Raw genomic sequence first — 18,467 nt, forward strand, 5'->3', positions numbered from 1 at the left:
GACCATGACAGAACCAACCCGCATTTTCCATAACCCACGGTGTTCCAAATCACGGCAGACCCTTGAGCTGATTCAGCAAAAGGGTATCGAACCGGAGATTATACGCTACCTGGAGACGCCTCCGACAGAGCAGGAACTGTTACATATCCTTGACCTGCTGGGCTGCGAACCCCGCCAGCTGATGCGCACCAAGGAAAGCGAATACAAGGAACAGGGCCTGGATAACCCGGAACTGAGCCGGGAACAGCTGGTAAAAGCCATGGTGGCCACCCCCAAACTGATCGAGCGGCCGATTGTACTGGCCAACGGCAAGGCGGCCATCGGCCGGCCACCGGAAAGCGTTCTCGAGATTCTCTGAAGCATTGCCCAGGAGCCAGGCATGAGCGATACCAGCCCGTACATTCTTGTTCTTTATTACAGCCGGAACGGCCAGACCGCCGACATGGCCACCCAGATTGGCCGGGGCGTGGCCCGGGTAAGCGGAATGGAAGCGAAGATCCGCACCGTTCCGTCGGTGTCGCCGGACACCACCGCCAGCCTGCCCCCGGTTCCGGATACCGGCGCCCCCTATGCAACCCGGGAAGAGCTGGCCAACTGTGCCGGCCTGGCACTGGGCAGCCCTACCCGCTTCGGAAATATGGCGGCACCGCTCAAGCACTTCCTGGACGGCACCGGAGACCTGTGGCTGAACGGCAAGCTCGCCGGCAAGCCCGGCGGTGCGTTCACCTCCACCGGCAGCCTGCATGGCGGCCAGGAAACCACCCTGCTCACCATGATGTTGCCTCTGCTGCACCACGGCATGGTGCTGTGCGGCCTGCCCTACTCGGAGAGCGCCCTGAATGAAACCAGCACTGGCGGCACCCCCTACGGGCCTTCACACTGGGCCGGCACCGGCGCCCAGCAAGGTTTGAGCGAACACGAGAAAGCCCTGTGCCAGGCCTTTGGCGAACGGCTAGCCCGGCTGGCCGTGAAACTGGCTGACTGATTCGAAATCCACCACCCGGAACCTTCTATGCTCCACAACGACAAAGCAAAAACCACGGCACGCCTGACCATCGCCCTGTATATCTCGGTGCTGGCCGGATTGCTGCTGACGACCTTCTACCCGGCACCCGTGGAAGGCGTCTCGATTCCCCTGATGCTGACGGTCAAACTCCTGCCGCTGCTGGCGTTTGCCGTGCCGGTTTTCCGCGGTCATAACCGGGGCTACATCTGGATGGCCTTTGTGCTGATTTTCTACTTTACCCAGGCGGTGGTTTCGGCCTGGCTGAGCGAAGGTGCTGCCGGGCCAGTGATCATGACCATTCTCACCTTCCTGCTGTTCACCGTGGCCATGGTGCACCTGAAAGTGAACCGGCCTGTGGCGGCGGGCTAACGCCGGCTATAGCCAGTGCGGGCTGTCAGGCACCCGGCCTCAGCCCGCATTGTTCCAGCAGTTGCTGCCAGTGGCGTGTGTGGCGCATCATTGCGCCATCAAGCTGATGCCAGAGGCTGCCTTCCTCACCAGCCTGCAGGTGCCGGCGAGCCCAGCCGCCAAAGGCTTCCGGTATTTGCGCTTCCTGCTTCGCCGCCAGCTCTGCGAAGCCCGCAATCAAGGTATCGGCCGCCCGGCTGACATCACTCATGTAGGGCTGAACCTCACCGATATACACACTGAAGAAAAAACTGTGAACGATGTCGGACTGGTTGTTCGGTTTCCCGTTAAGGCATAGCGGCCGTTCTGCCAGCCTGGCCTGAAGCACTTCGGTGCCGGTATCCAGCGTGGCAATCAGCAAGCGGGCACTGTTAACCAGTTGCCCGGCCCGGTATTCGGCCTGCCAGCGCTGATGGATGGCACCCAGGTTATTCAGGGAAACGTCAAGCTGCTGCCGCGACAAGCCCGTCACTGTCTCGTTCAATTGTTCCAGGTCCCGCACCAGGTCGGACACCGGAAGCTGGCCTTCACCCACCGGGTAAAAACCTTTACTCAGGGTAAACAGGTTCTCGATTTCTTCGGTCCCCCAGGTAGCATTCCAGACAGCCCGGGGTAACGAATCCTGCTTGCTCTCGATCGCTTCAGCCAGGGTTTCCCCAAGCTCTTCATCATCCACCTCCGGCAGGCAGTCTTCCGCCGCGCGGATAAAACGCACTTCGTATCGCAGGCGGTTTACCGGCTGCATCACCCTGCCCATGACCGAGTTCTTCTCACCCACCACATACTGCAGCTCACAGCCATACAGCGACAGGAATTCGAGCATGCCGATATCCAGTTCCGGCATGTCCAGCACGCGGTCACGGCGGCGGGGTAATTGCGATGCCGGCGGCAACTCTTCAGGCAGGGAAACAGCGGGGGCTTCAAGTACCCGGGCCAGGCGCTCCAGGTACTCGGTCATCATCGGCCTGGCTTCGGAGAACGGGTTACATCCAGCCAGAAACAGGGCACAGATACCCGGAACCAGCCATTGCAGCCTTAACAGTCCGGGCATAAATCGACCTCCTAGCGTTTACGCAGCAGCGCGTCTACCTCCGCAAAGCCCCGGGCCACGAAGCGACCGGTGTCCGGCAATTCACCCTCACGTACCAGCCAGGCGGTTTTCATGCCCGCCTGCTCGGCCGCTTCAAGTTCGGCCTCAACATCCGAGAGAAACAGCACTGAACCCGGCTCAACACCCAGCTCGTCAAGGATGTTACGGTACGACTGAGCTTCTTTCTTGCCACCCACGCCGGTATCAAAATACCCGGAGAAAAACGGTGTAAAGTCGCCTTCGTTGCTGTGGCCAAAGATCAGCTTCTGGGCTTTGACCGAACCGGAAGAATATACGAACAACCTCAGCCCCCGATCATGCCAGCGCTGCAGGTAGTCCGCCGCATCCGGGTAGATGTCGCCCTTCAACTCGCCGCTGTGATAGCCCTGCTCCCAGACCATGCCCTGCAAGGCCTTGAGGGAACCTTCCTTGCGGTCCTCGCTGATCCAGCCTTGGAGCACTTCGATGAGGGCTTCCACGTCCTTACCGTCGACACCGCTTTTCTGCGCCACAATCGCCAGCTGCTCTGCAACCGCCGGTGTGGTGTGGTGATGGGCTCGTACAAACGCCGGCAGGTGTTCGCTGGCGTAGGGGAACAGCACCTCGTGTACAAAGGAGATAGAGCTGGTGGTGCCTTCGATGTCGGTCAGAATTACCCGGATCATCAGGCCACCCCCGCCAGCGCTTCATACCTGGGCAGGGTGGAGGCAATCTCCTCACCAGTGAAGCTGGCCACCCAGCCTTCCGGGTTAGAGAACAGGCGAATACAGGTAAATTCCGGCTCCGGGCCCATATCAAACCAGTGGCGGGTGCCATCCGGAACGCTGATCAGGTCATTCTTTTCGCACATCAGGGCATACACCTGATCACCAAAATGCAGGTAGAACAGCCCCTGCCCGCGCACAAAGAAACGCACTTCGTCTTCGCTGTGGGTGTGTTCGTCGAGGAACTTCTGGCGGAAGGCGTCTTTATCCGGGTGGTCCGCGGTCAGGCTGACCACATCGGCGGTCTGGAAACCGCATTCCTGCTTCAGGCTGGCGACCTCATCCGCGTAGGCTTCCAGAATCTGTTCCTGGGTGGCCGAAGCCGGCAGCTCCCGGGTTGGCCATTGCTCAAAGCGCACACCCTGGCTGGCCAGCGTATCGCGAATCACCCGCGGGTCGGTGGTTACGGTGTGGGCCGCTTGCGGCTGGTTCTGCTGGAAAATGCTCAGGGTGGTCATGGGCGGACCCTCATGGTTTCAAGTTCACATTCAAAGAGAAATTCAAAGGCTTCCACATGGCGCAGGCAATCGGCCATGGTGGCGCCCCAGGTATACAGGCCGTGGCCCCGAATCAGGTAACCCGGTTGTTCCGGATGAGCCCGGAACCATTCGGCGGTCTGTTCCGCCAGGGCCGGGATGTCCTGGGTGTTGTCGAACACCGGTATCGATAGCCGGCCCTCATGGCTGTTTACACCGGCAAAGGCTTTTTGCAGTTCATAGCCTTCCAGCTCCAGCGATTTGCCCGGCCAGATCAGGCGGCTGAGCACGGTGGCCTTCACCGAGTGGGTGTGCAGCACTGCACCCGCATCCGGAAACACCTGATACAACACCGTGTGCAGCAGGGTTTCTGCCGAGGACTTGCAGTTACTCTGGACCGGGTTGCCGTTCAGGTCTACCACCATGACATCACCGGCAGCGAGTTGGCCTTTGTGGCGCCCGGACACGGTAATGGCAATGTGATCGCTGTCGATGCGGGCAGAATAGTTGCTGCTGGTGGCCGGCGACCAGCCCCTGTCATACAGGAAGCGCCCGGCATCCACGATGGACTGGGCGGCAATAGCGTATCGGGTCACATCAAACACTGGGATTCTCCGTCTATTACACCAAACCGCTTGATCATGCGGTCAGCGGTAACCGGCGCTGGCGCTTACCGGTCAGTGCAAACAGCGCATTGCCCAGAGCAGGAATCACCGGCGGCACACCCGGCTCGCCCACGCCGGTGGGGGCTTCATCGCTGTCGACAATATCCACCACAACCTCGGGCACCTGGTGCATCTGCAGCAGCCGATAATCGTGGAAATTGCTCTGCTGGACTTCACCTTTGTTAAAGGTGATTTCGCCAAACAACGCCGCCGTCAGGCCAAACAGGATACCGCCGGAAATCTGGTCCTCGACGATGCGCGGGTTCACCACCTGGCCACAATCCACACTGGCGGTTACCTTGTAAACACGGATTTCGCCGTTTTCGATACCGGCTTCCACCACCTGGGCTACGTAGGTGCCAAAACTCTGGAACAGCGCTATGCCCCGTGCCCTGCCTTCCGGGAGCGGCTCGCCCCACTGCGCCCGATCCGCCGCCCGTTCCAATACCCTGGCGTGGCGCGGCTCTTTGGCCAGCAGTTTTCGGCGGAATTCCAGGGGATCCTGCCCAGCCTCGTGGGCCAGTTCGTCCATAAAGGTTTCAACGGCAAACCCATTGTGGGAGTAGCCTACTGAGCGCCACCAGGTGATGGGCACGCCGGGGTCGGTATGGGTGTGTCGCACGCTGACATTTGGAACCTGATAGGGATAGCCGATAGCACCTTCTATGGCAGATACATCTTTTGGTGTGGCCAGACCCTCGACCATCAAACCTACTTTACCGAGGGTGTTATAGAGAAATTTTGGTGCCCAGAGGTACTGGGCCGGCGCAGCGTTGCGCACGTACCAGTCAAGAATCTGCGGGCCGACAATCTGGTGATCCCAGCCAGTGAGATCAGAACCGTCCAGGCTGGCAGTCATACGGTGCAGCATGGCCGGGCGCCAGAAACCGTGGCGTATGTCTTCTTCCCGGGACCAGATCAGTTTGACCGGCACCTTCAGCTCATAGGCAACCGCAGCGGCTTCCTCGATGTAATCCTGGGTCAGCCGGCGACCGAAGCCCCCACCCAGGAAGGTGGTGTGTACGGTCACGTCATCCGGTGAAAGGTCCGAATTCCGGCAGGCCGCAATGCGCCCGAGATCCGGTGCCTGCGTTGGTGCCCAGATCTCCATGCCGCCATCGTGGTACCAGGCGGTGGCATTCATGGGTTCCATCGGCGCATGGGCCAGGTATGGCTGTTCGTACTCGGTTTCCACCACGCGCCCGGCTTTGCGGATGGCCTCTGCCACATCGCCTTCAGAGCGCTCCTGCTCGCCAGGGTCTTCGCTGGCGGCTTTACGATAGCCCTCGAACACCTCATCAACCGTGGTATCCAGGGCCTCGGCGAAATCCCACTCCACGCGCACAGCCTGCTGTGCTTTACGGGCTTTCCAGTAACTGTTTGCCACCACGGCGACACCGCGTTCGGTGATAAACGCCGCCTGCACGCCAGCCATGGCCAGAATCTCATCGCGGTTAAACGATTGGGCACGGCCTCCGTAGCGAGGGCTGCGGGTCATCACCGCGTACACCATGCCCGGCAGCTCGACATCAATGCCGTAAACCGCGGTGCCCGTGGCCTTGGCCCGGGCGTCCAGTTTGCCCGCCTGCTTGCCGATGTATTTCCATTCCGAACGGGGTTTGAGGGGCACATCGCCCCGAATCACTTCTTTGTCCGCCAGCTCAACCAGCTGGCCATAACGCAGGGAATCCACCCCGTTGGGATGAAGCACCCGCCCGTTGTCGGTACGGCAGTTATCGGCGTCCACCCCCCAAACCCGGGCGGCGGCCATAACCAGCATCAACCTGGCAGACGCTCCCGCCTCCCGCAGGGGCTGCCAGCTACTCGCTACGCTGGTACTGCCGCCGGTCAATTGCAGGCCAATAAACGGGTTACGGTATTCCGGCGCTACCGGGGCGAACTTCACCTGAATCCGGGCCGGATCCACATCCAGTTCTTCCGCAATCAGGGTCGTCAGGCCGGTGTAGGTACCCTGCCCCATTTCAACCCGGGCCAGGGTGAAGGTAATCTCGTCCTGTTTGTCGAGCTCCAGCCAGACATCCGGCGTCCATTCACCGGTTTCCGGCTCGAAGCCGGTTTGTACCGAGGCACAGCCCGGAAGCGACAGGGCCAGTACCAGACTGCCGGAGGCGCCGGTACTGACTTTGATAAAATCACGGCGGTTCATGGTCATATCAGGCGCCCTCCTGCCCAGGCTGATAATGGCCAACACCACCGGCCACCGATTCCACCGCGGCCACAATGCGGGCGTAGGTGCCGCAGCGGCACAGGTTGCCGGTCATGGCGGCCACGATGTCATCCCGGGAGGGCGAAGGGTTATTTGCCAGCAGGTGGGCAGCGGTCATAATCTGGCCAGACTGGCAATAGCCGCACTGGGGAACGCCCTCGCTGATCCAGGCCTGCTGCAGAGGGTGCAGATTGCCGCCCTCAGCCAGCCCTTCGATGGTGGTAATCTCGGCACCATCCACCAGCTCAATGGCGGTGGAGCAGGAACGGGCCGGCTGGCCATTCACGTGCACGGTGCAGGCGCCACACAAGCCGGCACCACAACCAAACTTGGTGCCTTTCAGGCCCAGTTCATCGCGGATGACCCACAAAAGGGGCGTATCCGGATCTACATCTACCGTGTGCCGGTTTCCATTCACTGTCAGGCTGAACGCCATGAGCCGTTCCTCTAGTTTTTGTGTCGTGGTTTGAAGCAGGCCCGCGGGCTTACTTGACGACTTCCTTACCGTCCTTTATTCACCCAGATCTTGCGCTCGCCGGAATCGACCTGGCCATTGGTGTTCCAGACTTCCCGGTCCTGGGTTGCCTCGTCCACCTTGCCGTTGTCGTTCCAGATCACCCGGTCTTTACAGCCGGTCAGGGCAAAAAGGCTTGCTAACATCAGCACTGCTACAGAACGCTTGGTCATGTTCCTTTCCTCGTTTGTCACACTGTTCAGGCACCCTAGCGGCTGCCGTGTACTTCCCGGTTATACTGTTTGTCCCGCTCGCTTTTGCGCACCATCACGTAGACGGCCCCGGTGCCACCGTGGTGCTTCTGGGCCGAATGGAACGCCAGTACACTGTCCAGCTCCGGCAGCCACTTGGCCAGGTAACTCTTCAGCTGGGCGATCCCGTCCGGATTACGCTCCCCTTTGCCATGCAGGATGATCACCGAGCGCAGGCCATAGCGCACGCAATCGTTAATAAAGGCGAACACTTCCCTCCGGGCCTCTTCTACGGTCATCCGGTGCAGGTCCAGCCGGGCTTCAATGGGATACTGGCCCAGCCGCAACTTGCGGAACACCCCATGCTGAATGCCCGGACGCATCCAGCTCAGTACATCGTGGGCCGTCAGCGGCTCCACCATGTCTGAGGTCAGCGGGTTCAGGTCGCGCACCGGGGTCTCTACCGCAGCCTGCTGGCGTGCCAGGTGGCCAGGCGTCAGTTCCCGTGGAACCGCCACTTCCGCTTTGTTGGGTTTACGGATCCGCCGGACATCCTTCATCTCTTCGAGGAAGGCCAGGCGTTCGTCTTTACTGGTCATGACACTAACTGCTTCCGGATTGACAAGTATCAGAACTCTACCACTGCCCGGGGCTACCATAAAGCAGACAACCGACAAGGTTTGCGACGAAAATCGTAAGGTACAACAACGACCTGCTGCACTACACTGCAGAAGGACAACAATAACGAATGAGCGCCGGTAACCCGCCGCGCCACCAGGACCAGGACGAACTCCGCTATGGCCGCAGCAAACCAGGACACCACCCGCCCCCAGAATACCCGCGCGATTATGTCGTTCCTGCGGGAACATGCACCCTTTTCAAGCATGGACGACACCCACCTGGCGCACTTTGCCGAACATGCCACCCTCAGCTTCTACGCGGACGGTGATGTGGTGCTGTCGCCGGAAGACGGGCAGGCCAAGCGATTCTACGTGGTCAAGCAAGGCCGGATCCGGGGCGAGCGCCAGCACAAAACCGAAGAGCGAACCGAAACCACTTTCGAAATCAGCCAGGGCGAATGCTTCCCCCTGGCAGCGCTGGTGGGCGAGCGGCCGACCCGCACCCTGCACCGGGCGGCCGGGGATACCTTCTGCCTGAGCATCGAGAAGAAAGATTTCGTAACCCTGATTTCTGAAAGCGAGCCGTTCCGGGATTTCTGCCTGCGCGGGGTCAGCAGCCTGCTGGAGCAGGTAAACCAGCGCCTGCAATCCAAGGCCATGGCCTCGATCGGCTCCAGTAACAGCCTGGACACCCCGCTGGAACGCTATGCCCTGCGCAATCCGATCGTCTGCTCCCCGGACCTGCCGGTGCGCAAAGCCGTGGCCCGGATGCACGAAAACAACGTGGGCAGCATCATCATTACCGATGACGGCCGCCACCCCACCGGCATCTTTACCTTGCGCGACCTGCGCACCATGGTTGCCGAAGAAAAGGGGCCACTGGACACCCCCATCAGCCAGGTAATGACGTCGAACCCCTGCTGCCTGCCGTCAACTGCCGATGCCTTCGAGGCAGCCATGCTGATGGCAGAACATCACTTTGCCCATTTGTGCGTGGTGGACGAAGAACAGCGGCTTATCGGCGTGGTTTCGGAGCGGGACCTGTTCTCCCTCCAGCGGGTAGACCTGGTCAACCTTGCCCGCACCATCGGCACCGCTACCCACCTGCGCACTTTGGTGGCCCTACGCACCGATGTTTCCAGGCTGGTGGATGCCATGCTGGCCCATGGCGCGGACTCCGGCCAGGTGGTCAAGATCATCACCACCCTGAATGATGTCACCGTGCGAAGGGTGCTGGAACTGAACCTGAAAAAGAACGATCCGGGCATTCCCTTCACCTGGCTCACCTTCGGCAGCGAAGGCCGGCAGGAGCAGACCCTGCTGACCGACCAGGATAACGGCATCCTGTTCGAGACTCCGGAAGGCATGACCCCGGAACAGGTTCGTGAAAAGCTGCTGCCCTTCGCCCGCAAGGTCAATGATGAGCTGGCTGAGTGCGGCTTCACCCTGTGCAAGGGCAACATCATGGCCAGCAACCCGAAACTGTGCCTGAGCATCGGCGAATGGGACGACTGGTTTATTCGCTTTATCGATGCGTCGACCCCACAGAACCTGGTCTATTCGTCGATTTTCCTGGATATGCGCGCTGTATTCGGCCCGTCGGAACCGCTGCACCGGTTACTGGAAAACGTACTGGCCCGCATCCGCAAGAACGCCCTGTTCCAGAAAATGCTGGCCGGCAACGCCTTGCAGCGCAAACCGCCGCTGACCATGTTCCGCAACTTCCGTTACCTGAACGACGAGAAAAAGCACTCCCTGGACCTGAAACGCCAGGGGCTGGCGCCGTTTGTGGAATCCGTCAGGGTCTTCGCCCTGGCCCACGGTGTTGAAACCGCCAACACACTGGAACGGATTGATGCACTGGCCCGAAAAGATGTGTTCGACGCCAAGGATGCCAACGCATGGAAAGAAGCCTACAGCCTGATTCAGGCCATCCGCATGCGCGCCCACCAGGAAATGCTCGATAAAGGTGAAGAGCTGACCAACTACATAGATCCGGATGACCTGAACCCGCTGGACAGACGGATACTGCGGGAATCTTTCCGCCAGGCCCAGCGGCTGCAGCAAAAACTGGAAATCACCTACCAACTATAGGCCGGCAACCATGCTCGAACAGATCAAACAATGGCTGGCCCAGCGCCGCGGCGGCGTTACCGGTGACCACGACACCGACGGCCTGCCGGCCCCGAAAACGGCCAGCGACCAGCTGCTGGCCCGTTCCCGGCTGATCGTGCTGGACCTGGAAACCACCGGGCTCAACTTCTCGAAAGACGAAGTCATCGCCATTGGCGCGGTGGCCATCGAAAGCGGCGTCATCCACCTGAATGACCAGTTTGACCTGATCCTGCGCCGCCCGGAGCTGGATATCAGCGAAACCGTGCTGATTCACGGCATTGGCCCTGAAGCCCTGACCCAGGGCCATGAGACCGAGGATGCCCTGCTGCACCTGCTGGAGTGGATGAACGGCGATCCCATCCTGGCCTACCATTCGGCGTTCGACCAGAAATTCCTCGAGAAGACCCTGAAAGCCCAACTGGGTTACACATCTCAGCACCTTTGGATGGATGTGGCAGAGCTGTTACCGGCGTTTTTCCCCCACGCCGAGACCAAGGGGCGCGGGCTGGATAACTGGGCCGACTACTTCAATCTTCAAATTAGTGAACGGCATCACGCTGCGGCAGATGCGATGGTAACGGCCGAATTGACCCTTGCAGCGCTCAATATGGCTCAGAAGAAAGACGTAAAAACCCTGAAAGAACTGGTCGATAAACTGCATTATCAACGCCGTTTACAGCAGATGCACCGACTTTGATTTAGCCCGGCTTATCGTTGATGTCCTTGATCAAATGCAAGGCAAGTTACTGAGACTTAGACTATTTGCCAATATCCTCAAACGCATTGACCGGTAAAGTCGGAGATGACAACAAGTCGGAGAAGTATTACATGAATAATAAATTCTCTTTCCGCACCACCCCAGCAAAAAACCAGCAAAGCTCTACAACAACAATACAGGAGTGATTTTGTATGTCAGGTCATAGCTACGACGCTGAGAACTACTGGAAGGCGAACCTACGCCTTATCTTTGGCAGTCTGATCATATGGGGCCTGTGCTCCTATGGCGCCGCCATCCTGCTACGCCCCATGCTGGCCGGCATTGAAGTCGGCGGGACCGACCTCGGATTCTGGTTTGCCCAGCAAGGCTCGATTCTTACCTTCATTGTTCTGATTTTCTTCTACGCCTGGCGCATGAACAAAATCGACGAACAATTCGGCGTACACGAGGAGTAAGAACTAATGAGCCAATTTGCAATTAACCTATTGTTTGTAGGGGCCTCGTTCCTCCTCTATATCGGCATCGCCATCTGGGCGAAGGCCGGTAGCACCAGCGACTTCTACGTTGCTGGTGGCGGTGTTCACCCGGTAACCAACGGTATGGCTATCGGTGCCGACTGGATGTCTGCAGCCTCCTTCATCTCCATGGCGGGCCTGATTGCCGCCGGCGGTTACGCCAACTCCACCTTCCTGATGGGCTGGACCGGCGGTTACGTGCTGCTGGCCATGCTGCTGGCCCCGTACCTGCGGAAGTTCGGCAAGTTCACGGTACCCGAGTTCATCGGTGATCGTTACTACAGCCCCAACGCCCGTCTGGTCGCGGTTATCTGCCTGATCGTAGCATCTGTCACCTACGTTATCGGCCAGATGGCTGGCGCTGGTGTTGCGTTCTCCCGCTTCCTCGAAGTTGAAGCGACCAACGGCCTGATCATCGCAGCCGTGGTTGTATTCATCTACGCGGTACTCGGCGGTATGAAAGGCATCACCTACACCCAGGTAGCCCAGTACTGCGTTCTGATCGTTGCCTACACCATTCCGGCGGTGTTCATCTCCCTGCAACTGACCGGCAACCCGATTCCGGGCCTGGGCATGTTCTCTACCCACACCGAATCCGGCATGCCGCTGCTGGCCAAGCTGAACCAGGTTGTGACCGACCTTGGCTTCCGCGAGTACACCGCAGATGTGGACAACAAACTGAACATGGTTCTGTTTACCCTGTCCCTGATGATCGGTACTGCGGGTCTGCCCCACGTAATCATCCGCTTCTTCACGGTTCCCAAGGTTGCTGACGCGCGCTGGTCCGGCGGCTGGGCCCTGGTCTTCATCGCCCTGCTGTACCTGACTGCGCCGGCTGTCGCGTCCATGGCTCGTCTGAACCTGATGACCACCATCTATCCGGAAGGCACTGCTGCCCAGCCGATCGAATACAATCAGCGTCCGGGCTGGATTGCCACCTGGGAAGAGACCGGTCTGATCACCTACGAGGACAAGAACAACGACGGCCGTATCCAGCTGTATAACGACAAGAACGCTGACTTCGCCGCTACCGCTTCCGAGCGTGGCTGGGAAGGCAACGAGATGGTTGTTAACAACGATATCCTGGTACTGGCCAACCCTGAAATCGCCAACCTGCCGGGCTGGGTAATCGGCCTGATCGCCGCAGGTGGTCTGGCAGCCGCCCTGTCGACTGCAGCGGGCTTGTTGCTGGCAATCTCCTCGGCGGTGAGTCACGACCTGATCAAAGGCCGACTCAACCCGAACATCAGTGAGAAAGGCGAACTGATGGCGGCCCGTATCTCCATGGCGGTTGCCATTGTGGTTGCTACCTGGCTGGGCGCCAACCCTCCGGGCTTCGCGGCCCAGGTGGTAGCGCTGGCATTCGGTATCGCGGCAGCCTCCCTGTTCCCGGCGCTGATGATGGGTATCTTCTCCAAGCGTGTGAACAACGTGGGCGCAACCCTGGGTATGCTGTCCGGTCTGATCTTCACCCTGGTGTATATCTTCATCTACAAAGGCTGGTTCTTCATCCCGGGCACCAACAACCTGGCAGACACGCCTGAAAACTGGGTACTGGGTATCTCCCCGCTGTCCATCGGTGCAGTTGGTGCTGTGGTCAACTTTGCGGTAGCCTTCGCAGTATCCAAAGTGACTGCTGAACCGCCCGTTGAGATCCAGGAACTGGTTGAAAGCGTCCGTTACCCGCGCGGTGCCGGATCTGCCCAAGACCATTAAACTGCAAGACAGCCTGAATCATTGCCTGCAATGACAGGTTGATACCGAACGGGCTTCCTCTGTGAGGGAGCCCGTTCTTTTTTGAGGATACCGATTTATGTTCTGGACTTTTGTTGCCACTGTATTCTGCGGACTGGGTGCTGCCGGTATTGCCCTGGGCATTCGTGCCGCCACCGCCAAGCGCGCGCCCAAATGGATTATCCCGGTGTTTGCCGGTGCCGGTATGCTCGGCTACCTAATCTACGGCGAATACACCTGGTATGACCACAAACGCTCATTGCTGCCGGAACAGGCCGTTGTGGTAAACACCGAACAGGAAAAGATCTTCTTCCGCCCGTGGACCTTTATTTTCCCCTACGTAACCGCGTTTTCCACGGTGGATGTAGCCAGCATCAGCAAAGATACCCCGGATTCCAATATCGTCCGGTTTACCCTTTACCGCTTCTCCCAGACCGTTACCGATGCCGTTTCGCACCGGGTTCACCTGATTAACTGCCAGAGCCGCGAGCTGGTACCGCTGGGTTCCGACGGCAGCCCCAGGGTCGACAATATGAAACTGCTGAACCTTCAGGACCCCCTGTACACAACTGTTTGCGGGGCCTGAATAACCAAGACCGGATAGCAACCCAACATGATTAGCGCCTGGCTGCTTGTACTGATTTCGATCTCCTACATCTCCCTGCTGTTCCTGATTGCCTGGGCGGGTGACCGCCACCCCGGGCTTTACCGGAACAGGTTGGCGCGAACCCATGTTTACGGTCTTTCCCTGGCGGTTTACTTCACCTCCTGGACCTTCTACGGCGCCGTCGGCCGCGCCACCCAGGAAGGCTTTGGCTTCCTCCCCATCTATCTGGGGCCCCTGCTGGTTTTCGTGTTCTTTGCGCCCCTGTTACGACGAATCATCTACATCAGCAAGCGCAACAACAGCACCTCGATTGCCGACTTCATCGCTTCCCGTTATGGCAAATCACAACTGCTGGCAGCGATGGTGGCAATCTTCGCGCTGATCGGCAGCGTGCCTTACATCGCCCTGCAACTGAAAGCCATTGCCCTCGGCTTCAACGTACTGTCCAGCACCGGCGATACCTATCAGGAGATCAGTACCGCAGCCTGGAACGATTCGGCCTGGTACATCACCCTTGCCCTGGCCGTGTTCACCGTGCTGTTCGGCACCCGCCACCTGGAGTCTACGGAACACCACCGTGGCATGATCCAGGCGGTGGCCTTCGAATCCCTGATCAAACTGATCGCCTTTGTCGCTGTCGGCCTGTTCGTCGGGTACGGGCTGTTCAACGGTTTCGGTGACCTGTTCCAGAAAGCCGCCGAGGCGGACCTGATTGGCACCCTGACCACCGACGCTATAGAGGCACCGGCGTTCCTCACCCAAACCCTGGTGGCCATGCTGGCGATTATCTGCCTGCCACGACAGTTCCACGTTATGGTGGTTGAAAACACGGACCACCGGGATTTCGAGGTTGCCCGCTGGGCCATGCCCATCTACCTGGTGATTGCCAGCGCCTTTGTGATCCCCATCGCTGCCGGCGGCTTGCTGCACGCAGACATGGCCGGAAGTGACCCGGACATCGTTATCCTTCAGCTCCCGATCATGGCCGGCGAGCAATGGCTGGCGGTACTGGCGTTTCTTGGCGGTGGCTCTGCTGCGGCCGCCATGGTGATTGTCTGCTCGGTGGCCATCGCCACCATGGTCAGCAACGAGATCATCATGCCCGGGTTGTTGCGCTTCTTCCGTCCGCGCATGAACCGGCGGACGGACCTCAGCTTCCTGCTCTTGTCCATACGCCGGGCCGCGATCTTTGTAGTCCTGCTGACCGCCTATGGCTTTTACCGAATGGCCGGGGCCGATTACAGCCTCACCGCCTTCGGACTGCTCTCGTTTGCCGCCGCTGCCCAGTTCGGCCCGGCCCTGGTTGGCGGCATTCTGTGGCGCCGGGGTAACTACACCGGCGCAGTCTGGGGCCTTGGCCTCGGTTTCCTGATGTGGTGCTACACCCTGCTCCTGCCTGCACTGGCTGCTACTGGCTGGATATCCGCCGGGTTCATCGAGAACGGCCTCTTCGGCTGGCACTGGACCCGCCCAACCGCCCTGTTTGGCTCTGAACTGGACCAGACCAGCCATGGCATTCTGTGGAGCCTGGGGGTTAACACGGGGACCTACATCTTGCTGTCGCTGGTCACCCGGCAACGTATTCGCGAAAAGATACAAATTGCCGCGTTCTTCCATGAATCCCAACCAAAAGCGGAAAGCGCCCAGCACCAGAGCTGGCAGGGCGAAATTCTGACGTCTGACCTGCAGGCCCTTACCGACCGCTTCATGGGTGAGGAACGCTCGGAAAGCATCTTCCGGAACTACGAGCGGCGTAATGCCATTCGCCTGTACCCGCACCGGCCTGCCTCATCGCACCTGATGAAGTACATCGAGCGGCAGTTGGCCTCGGTCATCGGTGCCTCGACCGCCCGCGTCGTATTGGAGTCCACCCTGACCGGTCGCGACATGCAGATCGAAGACGTGGTCAGCATCGTTGATGAAGCCTCCCAGGCCATGACCTTCAGCCGGGAATTGCTGCAATCCGCCATCGAGAACATCAGTCTCGGGGTGTCTGTGGTGAATCACCAGCAACAGCTGGTGGTCTGGAACCACCGCTACCTGGAATTGTTCCATTACCCGAAAGGGTTTGTCCGGGTAGGCCGGCCTGTCGAAGACCTGATGCGTTACAACCTGACCAACGCCAACCTGTCGGCCCGGCGTATCGACGAGATCATAGAAGACCGTTGCAGCGCCATGCGCGACGGCAAGCCCATGTCCTACGAACGCCAACGACCGGACGGTACGGTGGTCAGGGTAGACGGCAGCCCTATACCCGGCGGTGGTTACGTGACCACCTTCCAGGACATCACTGCCATGCGGCGCACCGAACAGGCGCTTAAAGAAACCAACATCTACCTGGAGCAAAGGGTTCGGGAACGCACCCAGGAATTGCAGGTAATCAACGAGCAGATGCTCAAGGCCAAATCCGTGGCGGAACAGGCTAACCAGAGCAAGACCCGCTTCCTTGCCTCAGCCAGCCATGACCTCCTGCAGCCCCTGAACGCTGCCCGGCTGTTTACCTCGGCCCTGTCAGGCAAGATCACCGATGGCGAACCGAAACAGCTGGTCGAGCATATCGACAGCTCACTCGGGGCCGCAGAAGAAATCATCAGCACCCTGCTGGACATTTCCAAGCTGGATGCCGGTGCCCTGGAGCCGGATATTACGGTATTCCCGGTTAACGACCTCCTGAAGCACCTGGCTACCGAGTTTTCCGCCATCGCCAAGGACCAGGAGCTGGAACTGCACGTGGTGCCCAGCTCGGCCTGGGTACGCTCGGATGCGAAGCTATTGCGGCGGGTAGTCCAGAATTTCCTGTCCAATGCCATCCGCTATACCGCAAGTGGCAAGATCCTTATGGGCTGTCGGCGCATGAAGGGCTTCCTGCGTATTGAAGTCTGGGATACCGGCCCCGGGATGTCCGAAGAGCAACTCGCTCACATCTTCGAGGAGTTCAGGCGTTTCCAGCACGGCCGGGACAAGAAGGGGCTGGGCCTCGGACTGGCCATCGTCGACCGTATCAGTGGCATGCTGGACCACCCGGTAACCGTGCACTCAACCCAGGGCAAAGGCAGTACTTTTGCCGTCACCGTGCCCAGGGCTCCGGCAGAGCAGGTCCATGCCAGTGCCAGCAAGGCAGGCAGCAACTCCAGAAGGGTGTCCAGTCTGGGCGGCCTGAAGGTGCTGTGCATCGATAACGATGCTGCGATCCTTCAGGGAATGGTAGCGCTGCTGAGCAACTGGCAGTGCGAGGTAACCGCCGCGGAAAGCCTGGAAAGCGCCCTGAACAAGCTCGAAGGCCATAAACCGGATATCATCCTGGCGGATTACCAGCTGGATGATAACCGTAACGGGCTCGATGCCATGGACGGCATCAGAGAGGTTCTGGGAGCCGGCATCCCGGGCATCCTGATCACCGGCTACATGGCGCCGGAGGTACGTGAAGATGCGATCAGCCGAGGCTACCAGGTACTTTACAAGCCGGTTAAGCCGGCGGCATTGCGGGCACTGGTGAACAAGCAGCTCAAACAGAAGCGCTGACACTGCACAAGGGAAAAATCAAAAGGGTGTCTCAAATATGACACCCAGGCCCGTTAGTCCACTGTATATTTTCTGATCTGCTTATATAGTTTCCTCTGAGACCATAAACGGTTAACCACAGAGGGACAGGGAATGCCACGGGGCCACGCGCTTATCATCGAGGACTCTTCAACAGCGCGCATCATTCTTGCGCGCCTGCTCGAGCGTGCGGACATTTCCAGCAAAGCCGTGGCCACAGCCGAACAGGCCTTTCCAGTTCTTCAATCCGATCACTTTGATGTCATCTTCCTCGATCATATGCTGCCAGGCATGAACGGCTTCCAGGCCCTTGAAAAGCTGAAAAGCCTTCCGGATACCCGTGATATCCCCGTATTCATGTACACCTCCCAGAACGCCGGAAAATACATCGAAGAGGCCCGGGCGCTCGGTGCGGCCGGGGTTATCCGCAAGCAGGTGGACCGTGAGCAGCTGATGCGAACCCTGGATTTGATCCTCTCAGACATCCCGGAACCGGAGCACAGCGAAGCGCTCAGACTGGCTGTGGAGAACGTCGGACAACCTGTTACCGAAGCTCCGGAACAGGCACAGAGAAAGATCAGCGGACGAATGTCCACCCTGGAGGTGGCTTACGAAGAACTGGAAGAGCAACTCAGGGAACTCAAACAGCAGCAGGAAGAAAAGCATATCCATCAGGCAGAGCAAAGCAGGCGCCTGAGAAAGAACATACGATGGCTGTCCGCCGCCGTGATAACGCTGGTAATCGCCCTGGCCTGGATAACCAGCCGGCAAGCAGGGCAACTTCAGGCCCACGCAGAACGAACCAGTGACCGCTTTGCGCTGATGCAAAGCATTATGGGTGGTCTGATAGAGCTGATCAGTAAATAGCTCGGCCAGGAAGACCTTCTATTATTTTCCCAGACCTGAAATGAAAAAAGCCCCAGCATCAAGGATACTGGGGCTTTGGGTATTAAGAGCCTGACGATGACCTACTCTCACATGGGCGAACCACACTACCATTGGCGCTGGTCTGTTTCACGTCTGAGTTCGGGATGGGATCAGGTGGTTCCAGACCGCTATGGTCGTCAGGCAAAACGGATGATCACTGGGAAGGACGAGATAAAACGTGATATCGATTTCTTTGGAGCGTGGCTTTCGCCTTGCTCTTGCGTTATCCGCAATTGTCTTGGGTGTTATATAGTCAAGCCGCACGAGCAATTAGTATCGGTTAGCTCAACGCCTCGCAGCGCTTACACACCCGACCTATCAACGTCCTGGTCTTGAACGGCTCTTCAGGA

The 18,467-nt window shown here is 59.0% G+C and carries 18 protein-coding genes and 2 rRNA genes; 10 read left to right on the top strand and 10 right to left on the bottom strand.

Translation table 11 applies throughout. From position 1 onward, the window contains the following. Positions 1 to 4 precede the first annotated feature (4 nt). Genes arsC through H3Z84_RS00680 form a run of 3 tightly spaced genes read left to right on the top strand, consistent with a single transcriptional unit; the run spans position 5 to position 1,375 of the window. Positions 5 to 358: an arsenate reductase (glutaredoxin) gene (arsC, locus tag H3Z84_RS00670; protein ID WP_036219981.1), complete on the top strand. Its 354-nt coding sequence runs from the start codon at positions 5 to 7 to the stop codon at positions 356 to 358. A 21-nt stretch (positions 359 to 379) separates the two neighbouring features. Continuing rightward, a complete protein-coding gene (gene wrbA / locus H3Z84_RS00675) occupies positions 380 to 985 on the top strand; it encodes an NAD(P)H:quinone oxidoreductase (protein WP_199455888.1) in 606 nt (201 codons plus the stop codon). 27 nt (positions 986 to 1,012) lie between these two features. Next, positions 1,013 to 1,375 (top strand): DUF2069 domain-containing protein, encoded by a 363-nt coding sequence (locus H3Z84_RS00680; protein WP_199455889.1) that lies wholly within the window; start codon positions 1,013 to 1,015, stop codon positions 1,373 to 1,375. 25 nt (positions 1,376 to 1,400) lie between these two features. On the opposite strand, the gene H3Z84_RS00685 is transcribed toward H3Z84_RS00680, so the two are convergent. The 8 genes from H3Z84_RS00685 to smrA form a co-directional block, all read right to left on the bottom strand. Next, positions 1,401 to 2,465 (bottom strand): DUF3080 domain-containing protein, encoded by a 1,065-nt coding sequence (locus H3Z84_RS00685; protein WP_199455890.1) that lies wholly within the window; start codon positions 2,463 to 2,465, stop codon positions 1,401 to 1,403. Positions 2,466 to 2,476: 11 nt separating this feature from the next. Next, positions 2,477 to 3,169: an acireductone synthase gene (gene mtnC / locus H3Z84_RS00690; RefSeq protein ID WP_199455891.1), complete on the bottom strand. Its 693-nt coding sequence runs from the start codon at positions 3,167 to 3,169 to the stop codon at positions 2,477 to 2,479. Then, a complete protein-coding gene (locus H3Z84_RS00695; protein WP_199455892.1) occupies positions 3,169 to 3,726 on the bottom strand; it encodes a 1,2-dihydroxy-3-keto-5-methylthiopentene dioxygenase in 558 nt (185 codons plus the stop codon). Before H3Z84_RS00695 ends, mtnC begins: the two co-directional genes overlap by 1 nt. Further along, entirely contained in the window at positions 3,723 to 4,349 is a 627-nt protein-coding gene (locus H3Z84_RS00700; protein ID WP_199455893.1) for a methylthioribulose 1-phosphate dehydratase, read from the bottom strand. The genes H3Z84_RS00695 and H3Z84_RS00700 overlap by 4 nt, the downstream gene beginning before the upstream one ends. Before the next feature lie 34 nt (positions 4,350 to 4,383). Beyond that, positions 4,384 to 6,582, bottom strand: coding sequence for a xanthine dehydrogenase family protein molybdopterin-binding subunit (locus H3Z84_RS00705; RefSeq protein ID WP_199455894.1), 2,199 nt, complete (start codon positions 6,580 to 6,582; stop codon positions 4,384 to 4,386). A 1-nt stretch (position 6,583) separates the two neighbouring features. Then, positions 6,584 to 7,072 carry a (2Fe-2S)-binding protein gene (locus H3Z84_RS00710; protein ID WP_199455895.1) on the bottom strand — a complete coding sequence of 163 codons (489 nt, stop codon included), beginning with the start codon at positions 7,070 to 7,072 and terminating at the stop codon, positions 6,584 to 6,586. A 65-nt stretch (positions 7,073 to 7,137) separates the two neighbouring features. Next, complete coding sequence (locus H3Z84_RS00715; RefSeq protein WP_199455896.1) at positions 7,138 to 7,323, bottom strand: hypothetical protein; 186 nt, start codon at positions 7,321 to 7,323, stop codon at positions 7,138 to 7,140. A 35-nt stretch (positions 7,324 to 7,358) separates the two neighbouring features. After that, complete coding sequence (gene smrA, locus H3Z84_RS00720) at positions 7,359 to 7,940, bottom strand: DNA endonuclease SmrA (RefSeq protein ID WP_199455897.1); 582 nt, start codon at positions 7,938 to 7,940, stop codon at positions 7,359 to 7,361. Positions 7,941 to 8,138: 198 nt separating this feature from the next. On the opposite strand from smrA, the gene H3Z84_RS00725 reads away from it, so the two are divergent. The 7 genes from H3Z84_RS00725 (at position 8,139) to H3Z84_RS00755 (ending at position 18,057) form a co-directional block, all read left to right on the top strand. Continuing rightward, a complete protein-coding gene (locus H3Z84_RS00725) occupies positions 8,139 to 10,055 on the top strand; it encodes a putative nucleotidyltransferase substrate binding domain-containing protein (RefSeq protein WP_199455898.1) in 1,917 nt (638 codons plus the stop codon). A 10-nt stretch (positions 10,056 to 10,065) separates the two neighbouring features. Then, complete coding sequence (locus tag H3Z84_RS00730) at positions 10,066 to 10,773, top strand: PolC-type DNA polymerase III (RefSeq protein WP_199455899.1); 708 nt, start codon at positions 10,066 to 10,068, stop codon at positions 10,771 to 10,773. Positions 10,774 to 10,985: 212 nt separating this feature from the next. Then, on the top strand, positions 10,986 to 11,249 hold the full coding sequence (locus tag H3Z84_RS00735) for a DUF4212 domain-containing protein (protein WP_199455900.1): 264 nt from the start codon (positions 10,986 to 10,988) through the stop codon (positions 11,247 to 11,249). A 6-nt stretch (positions 11,250 to 11,255) separates the two neighbouring features. Beyond that, the gene (locus H3Z84_RS00740; RefSeq protein WP_199455901.1) at positions 11,256 to 13,025 is read left to right on the top strand and encodes a sodium:solute symporter family protein; all 1,770 of its coding nucleotides are present in this window, start codon (positions 11,256 to 11,258) and stop codon (positions 13,023 to 13,025) included. Between the two features lie 97 nt (positions 13,026 to 13,122). After that, entirely contained in the window at positions 13,123 to 13,629 is a 507-nt protein-coding gene (locus H3Z84_RS00745) for a hypothetical protein (protein ID WP_199455902.1), read from the top strand. 27 nt (positions 13,630 to 13,656) lie between these two features. Then, positions 13,657 to 17,172, top strand: a complete 3,516-nt coding sequence (locus tag H3Z84_RS00750) for a PAS domain-containing hybrid sensor histidine kinase/response regulator (RefSeq protein ID WP_199455903.1) — start codon at positions 13,657 to 13,659, stop codon at positions 17,170 to 17,172. A gap of 132 nt (positions 17,173 to 17,304) precedes the next feature. After that, complete coding sequence (locus H3Z84_RS00755; protein WP_199455904.1) at positions 17,305 to 18,057, top strand: response regulator; 753 nt, start codon at positions 17,305 to 17,307, stop codon at positions 18,055 to 18,057. 88 nt (positions 18,058 to 18,145) lie between these two features. Here the strand turns inward: H3Z84_RS00755 and rrf are convergent. Then, positions 18,146 to 18,259: ribosomal RNA gene (gene rrf / locus H3Z84_RS00760) — 5S ribosomal RNA — on the bottom strand. 107 nt (positions 18,260 to 18,366) lie between these two features. Then, positions 18,367 to 18,467: ribosomal RNA gene (locus H3Z84_RS00765) — 23S ribosomal RNA — on the bottom strand; the annotation flags it as partial.

The organism is Marinobacter sp. bablab_jr003 (assembly GCF_016464245.1).
Taxonomy (GTDB): Bacteria; Pseudomonadota; Gammaproteobacteria; order Pseudomonadales; family Oleiphilaceae; genus Marinobacter; species Marinobacter vinifirmus.